This is a genomic window from Rhizobium sp. 10N414, from assembly GCF_056394785.1.
In genome coordinates, this window is sequence record NZ_JBFTIN010000081.1 from 1 (window position 1) to 4,795 (window position 4,795).

Consider the following 4,795-nt stretch of genomic DNA (forward strand, 5'->3'; position numbering starts at 1 on the left):
GAAGAAGGCATGACGATGCTCTGCGTGACGCACGAAATGGGCTTTGCGCGTCAGGTCGCCAACCGCGTCATCTTCATGGACCAGGGGCAGATCGTCGAGCAGAATTCGCCGGCCGAGTTCTTCGACAATCCGCAGCACGAACGCACCAAGCTGTTCCTCAGCCAGATCATTCACTAGGCTCTGCCCTCTCTGTTGGATTTCGCCGGATGTCCGACCGTGCGAACGAGATATCGCGCATATGCCTTCGTATATCGAGAAATTATAGCTGGCATCGAGAACATATATTTGTGCGATGGATCTGCGCCTTGATAAAACGCTGGCAGCATCGGGTAGGCGAGGATCGCGTGCCCGCCAAGGAGGAAAAGATGATCAAGCTGAACCAGAAGATCGAGCGCCCATCCAAGGACGAGATCGCCGCCATTGCCAAATTCTCGCCGGCTACAATCCACGAAGCACAGGGTCGCAAGGGTGCGCTTTCATCGCGCATAAAGCCGGTTGATCACGGCATGAAGCTTTGCGGCCCCGCATTTACCGTCAAGTGCGCGCCGCGTGACAACATCATGCTTCAGGTCGCAATCAACTACGCAAAGCCCGGCGATATCATCGTGGTTTCCGCCGGTGAATATGAGGAAGCCGGATCCTTCGGCGATGTGCTGGCAAACGCCTGCCTCGCTAAGGGAATTGGCGGTCTCGTCACTGACACCGGCGTACGCGACACGGTTCAGCTCCGCGAGCTTGGCTTCCCGGTCTTCTCCTTGAGCGTTTGCATCAAGGGGACAGTGAAAGAAACGCTTGGAGCAACCAACGAACCGATCACCATTGGGGATGAAATCGTCAATCCAGGTGACATCATTGTCGGTGATGCTGACGGCCTCGTTGTCGTCAGGAAGAATGAGGCACTGGATGTCGCCAAGCTGTCGCAGGCACGCGAAGACGCCGAAGCCGGCTACATTGCCGCCTACAAGGCTGGAAAGTCAGTCGTGGAGGTGTCCAATCTCGAGGCCGTGCTGAAGGCCAAGGGCCTGGTCGTGGATGCCTGAGCCCTGGTGGTGGTGTGGAGCAAGAAATGACCTATCCGCTCTTCGATCTTTCTGGGAAGAGGGTCCTTGTAACAGGCTCTTCACAGGGCATAGGGCTGGCATTGGCGAGGGGACTCGCCGAGCACGGCGCGACCCTTGTCCTGAACGGGAGAGATAAGGAAAAGCTGGCTGCGGCCGCGAGCGATCTCGGCAATTCGGGACATCAAGTCGTAACCGCTGACTTCGATGTCACCGACCCCACGGCTGTTGAACAAGGCGTTGAGAAAATCGAGCGTGATATCGGGGCGATCGACGTCCTCGTGAACAATGCCGGCATGCAGTTTCGCACGCCACTCGAGGACTTTCCGGCTGACCGCTGGGAGCAGTTGCTGAGGACGAATATCTCCAGCGTGTTCTATGTCGGCCAAGCTGTTGCACGCTACATGATCAAGCGCGGCGGCGGCAAGATCATCAATATTGCCTCCGTCCAGAGCGAACTCGCTCGTCCCGGAATTGCGCCCTACACGGCGACGAAAGGTGCAGTGAAGAACCTGACGCGTGGGATGTGTGCCGACTGGGCCAAATATGGTCTTCAGGTCAACGCAATCGCACCGGGGTACTTCAAGACACCGCTCAATCAGGCGCTCGTCGACAATGCCGAGTTTTCTGCCTGGCTTGAAAAGCGCACGCCGGCCGCCCGTTGGGGCAATGTCGATGAGCTCGTCGGCGCCGCTGTTTTCCTTTCAAGCAAGGCTTCCTCCTTTGTGAACGGACACACGCTTTATGTCGACGGCGGCATCACAACTTGTCTCTAGTGCAAAGCTCGGCCCCCTCGTCGTGATGGGGGTGTCGGGATGCGGCAAGACCTCGGTCGGCAAATTGCTTGCCTCCCAGCTCGGCTATCACTTCATCGAAGGCGATAGCCGGCACCCTCTAGCAAACGTCGAAAAGATGAGGGCCGGCATCGCCCTTGACGATGGCGACCGCTGGCCGTGGCTCGAGAACCTCGGGGACGAACTGAAAGCCAGCACGGAAACGGTCATCTCATGTTCGGCGCTCAAGCGCTCTTATCGCGATCTCTTGAGGCTGCGGGCCGCCGGACCTGTGACCTTTGTCTTCCTTCAGGGGTCGCGCGCAACGCTGGCGGAACGACTGGCTGCCCGCAAGGGACACTATATGCCGCTTTCGCTTCTCGACAGCCAGTTGCAGACACTGGAACTGCCGGGCGCCGAACGCGACGTCATCACCATCGAAATTGATCAGCCGGTCGAGCGGATCGCCTCGACCGCCATCGCACACGCTGCAACGATGACCTATCGGCGTGGCGATATAACAATCTGACGGAGGAAGCCATGTCCAAGCCCGAAATCCTACTCGCTGGCCCTTATCCGCAATGGGATATGGTCGATCTTGAGGACCGCTATGTGGTTCACAAGCTCTACGAGGCTACCGATCGCGAGGCATTCGTCAAAGAGGTGGGTGGGAATATCCGCGCCATCGCCACGCGCGGTGAACTCGGCGCCTCCGCGGAGCTGATGCGGAGCCTTCCGAAGCTCGAAGTTGTGTCGGTGTATGGCGTCGGCACGGACGCGGTCAATCTTGCTCATGCGCGTGACCATGGCATTCGTGTCACCAACACGCCCGATGTGTTGACGGATGACGTTGCGGACATCGCGCTCGGACTGCTGCTGGCTACCGCGCGCCATATGCCGCAAGCGGATGTCTTCGTACGATCCGGGCAGTGGGGAAAGACGGTGATGCCGCTCGTCACCCGTGTCACCGGCAAGCGTCTGGGAGTTATTGGTATGGGGCGCATCGGCCAGGCGATCGCCAGCCGGGCTGCCGCGTTCAACTGCGACATTCGCTACTTCTCGCGCAACCCGCAGCCGCAGGTATCTTACCAGCACGAACCCGACCTCATTGCATTGGCCAGTTGGGCGGAGTTCCTCGTCGTCATTGTTCCGGGCGGGGATGCCACGAAGAACATCATCAATGGGACAGTGCTCGAAGCGCTCGGACCAGAGGGTATTCTCATCAACGTGTCGCGCGGATCGACTGTCGATGAAGACGCGCTCATAACGGCCCTCCAAAATAGGACGATCAAGGCCGCCGGCCTGGATGTCTTTTATAACGAGCCTAAGATCGATCCACGCTTCGTGGAACTCGACAATGTCGTGCTGCAGCCGCATCACGGGTCGGGTACCGTTGAAACCCGCAAGGCCATGGGCCAGCTCGTGCGTGACAATCTTGCCGCGCATTTCGCCGGCCAATCTCTGCCGACGCCCGTTTTGTGAGGACAAGGTGATGAAAGCAGTCGTCATTCACGCAGCAAAGGATCTCCGGGTCGAGGAGTTCGAGGTCGAGGCGCTTGGGCCCGGACAGGTAGAGGTCGCCATCGAGGCCGGCGGCATTTGCGGTTCCGACCTCCACTATTACAATCACGGCGGCTTCGGGACGGTCCGTGTCCGGGAGCCAATGATCCTCGGGCACGAGGTGGCAGGAACGATCAAGGCTTTGGGCGCGGGGGTCTCGACCTTTGCCGTCGGCGATCGGGTCGCCGTATCACCCAGTCGCCCGTGCAACACCTGTGAATATTGCCTGCGTGGCGAGCAGAACCACTGCCTGAACATGCGGTTCTACGGCTCCGCCATGCCGATGCCGCACATCCAGGGTGCATTCCGCCAGCGGCTGGTTGCCGAAGCCTGGCAGTGCCACAAGGTTGCCGATGGCATCTCGATCAACGAAGCCGCCATGGCCGAGCCCTTCGCTGTGACACTCCACGCCGTCAACCGCGCCGGCCCACTCATCGGCAAACGCGTTCTCGTCTCGGGCTGCGGCCCGATCGGGGCGCTGGCGATCATCGCGGCACGTGCTCACGGTGCCCGTGAAGTCGTCGCTACCGACGTTATGGACGCAGTCCTGCACAAGGCTTCGGAAATTGGTGCAGATCGCGTCATCAACGTTGCCAATCATCCGGAAGAACTCTCGGCTTACTCAGCGAACAAGGGATACTTCGACGTCCAGTTCGAGGCGTCGGGCAATGAGCGGGCAGTCCGTTCCGGCCTTGAGGTCCTTCGTCCGCGTTCCACGCTTGTCCAGCTTGGCCTGGGCGGGGATGTTTCAATCCCGCAGAACATGGTGGTCGCCAAGGAAATCGAGATGAAGGGGACATTCCGGTTCCATGAGGAGTTTGGTCTGGCCGTCGTTCTGATCAACCAGCGTCGAGTCGATCTGAAGCCGCTTCTAACAGGCACATATCCGATAGAGGACGCCGTCAGTGCATTCGAAGCTGCCGGTGACCGCGCGAAATCGATGAAGGTTCAACTCGCGTTCTGACGCTGACAGCATCAAGGTAGAGACGTTATGGAAAAGGCAGAAATCGGGCTGATCGGCCTTGCGGTCATGGGTTCCAACCTGGCGCTCAACATCGCGGAGAAGGGCAACAAGATTGCTGTCTTTAACCGTACACCTGAGAAAACGGACGAATTCTACGAAAGCGCCGGCGATCTGAGGAAGCAGATCATTCCCTGCAAGACGATCGAGGAGTTCGTCGAAGCGATCCGCCCGCCGCGTCCGATCATCATCATGATCAAGGCCGGTGAGGCCGTCGATCAGCAGATGGAAGCGCTGCGCCCGCATCTTTCCAAGGGCGACATCATGATCGATGCCGGCAACGCCAACTTCCGCGACACGATCGCCCGTTTCGACCGCCTGAAGAACACCGACCTCACCTTCATCGGCATGGGTGTCTCGGGTGGTGAAGAGGGTGCACGCCA

At 59.2% G+C, this 4,795-nt stretch carries 6 protein-coding genes and 1 pseudogene; all 7 read left to right on the forward strand.

What is annotated here, in order from left to right:
• Positions 1-177 (forward strand): annotated as a pseudogene (locus AC1DE4_RS31410) (amino acid ABC transporter ATP-binding protein); the annotation flags it as partial.
• Between the two features lie 188 nt (positions 178-365).
• Complete coding sequence (locus AC1DE4_RS31415) at positions 366-1,040, forward strand: 4-carboxy-4-hydroxy-2-oxoadipate aldolase/oxaloacetate decarboxylase (protein ID WP_477884725.1); 675 nt, start codon at positions 366-368, stop codon at positions 1,038-1,040.
• Positions 1,041-1,066: 26 nt separating this feature from the next.
• Complete coding sequence (locus AC1DE4_RS31420; RefSeq protein WP_192306049.1) at positions 1,067-1,834, forward strand: SDR family oxidoreductase; 768 nt, start codon at positions 1,067-1,069, stop codon at positions 1,832-1,834.
• Positions 1,803-2,360, forward strand: coding sequence for a gluconokinase (locus AC1DE4_RS31425; protein ID WP_192306051.1), 558 nt, complete (start codon positions 1,803-1,805; stop codon positions 2,358-2,360). The genes AC1DE4_RS31420 and AC1DE4_RS31425 overlap by 32 nt, the downstream gene beginning before the upstream one ends.
• Positions 2,361-2,371: 11 nt before the next feature.
• Positions 2,372-3,313: a 2-hydroxyacid dehydrogenase gene (locus AC1DE4_RS31430; protein ID WP_192306053.1), complete on the forward strand. Its 942-nt coding sequence runs from the start codon at positions 2,372-2,374 to the stop codon at positions 3,311-3,313.
• A gap of 10 nt (positions 3,314-3,323) precedes the next feature.
• Positions 3,324-4,355 (forward strand): L-idonate 5-dehydrogenase, encoded by a 1,032-nt coding sequence (locus AC1DE4_RS31435; protein WP_477884726.1) that lies wholly within the window; start codon positions 3,324-3,326, stop codon positions 4,353-4,355.
• Positions 4,356-4,382: 27 nt separating this feature from the next.
• A partial coding sequence (locus AC1DE4_RS31440) for an NAD(P)-binding domain-containing protein (RefSeq protein ID WP_477884727.1) occupies positions 4,383-4,795 on the forward strand: 413 nt, incomplete at its 3' end.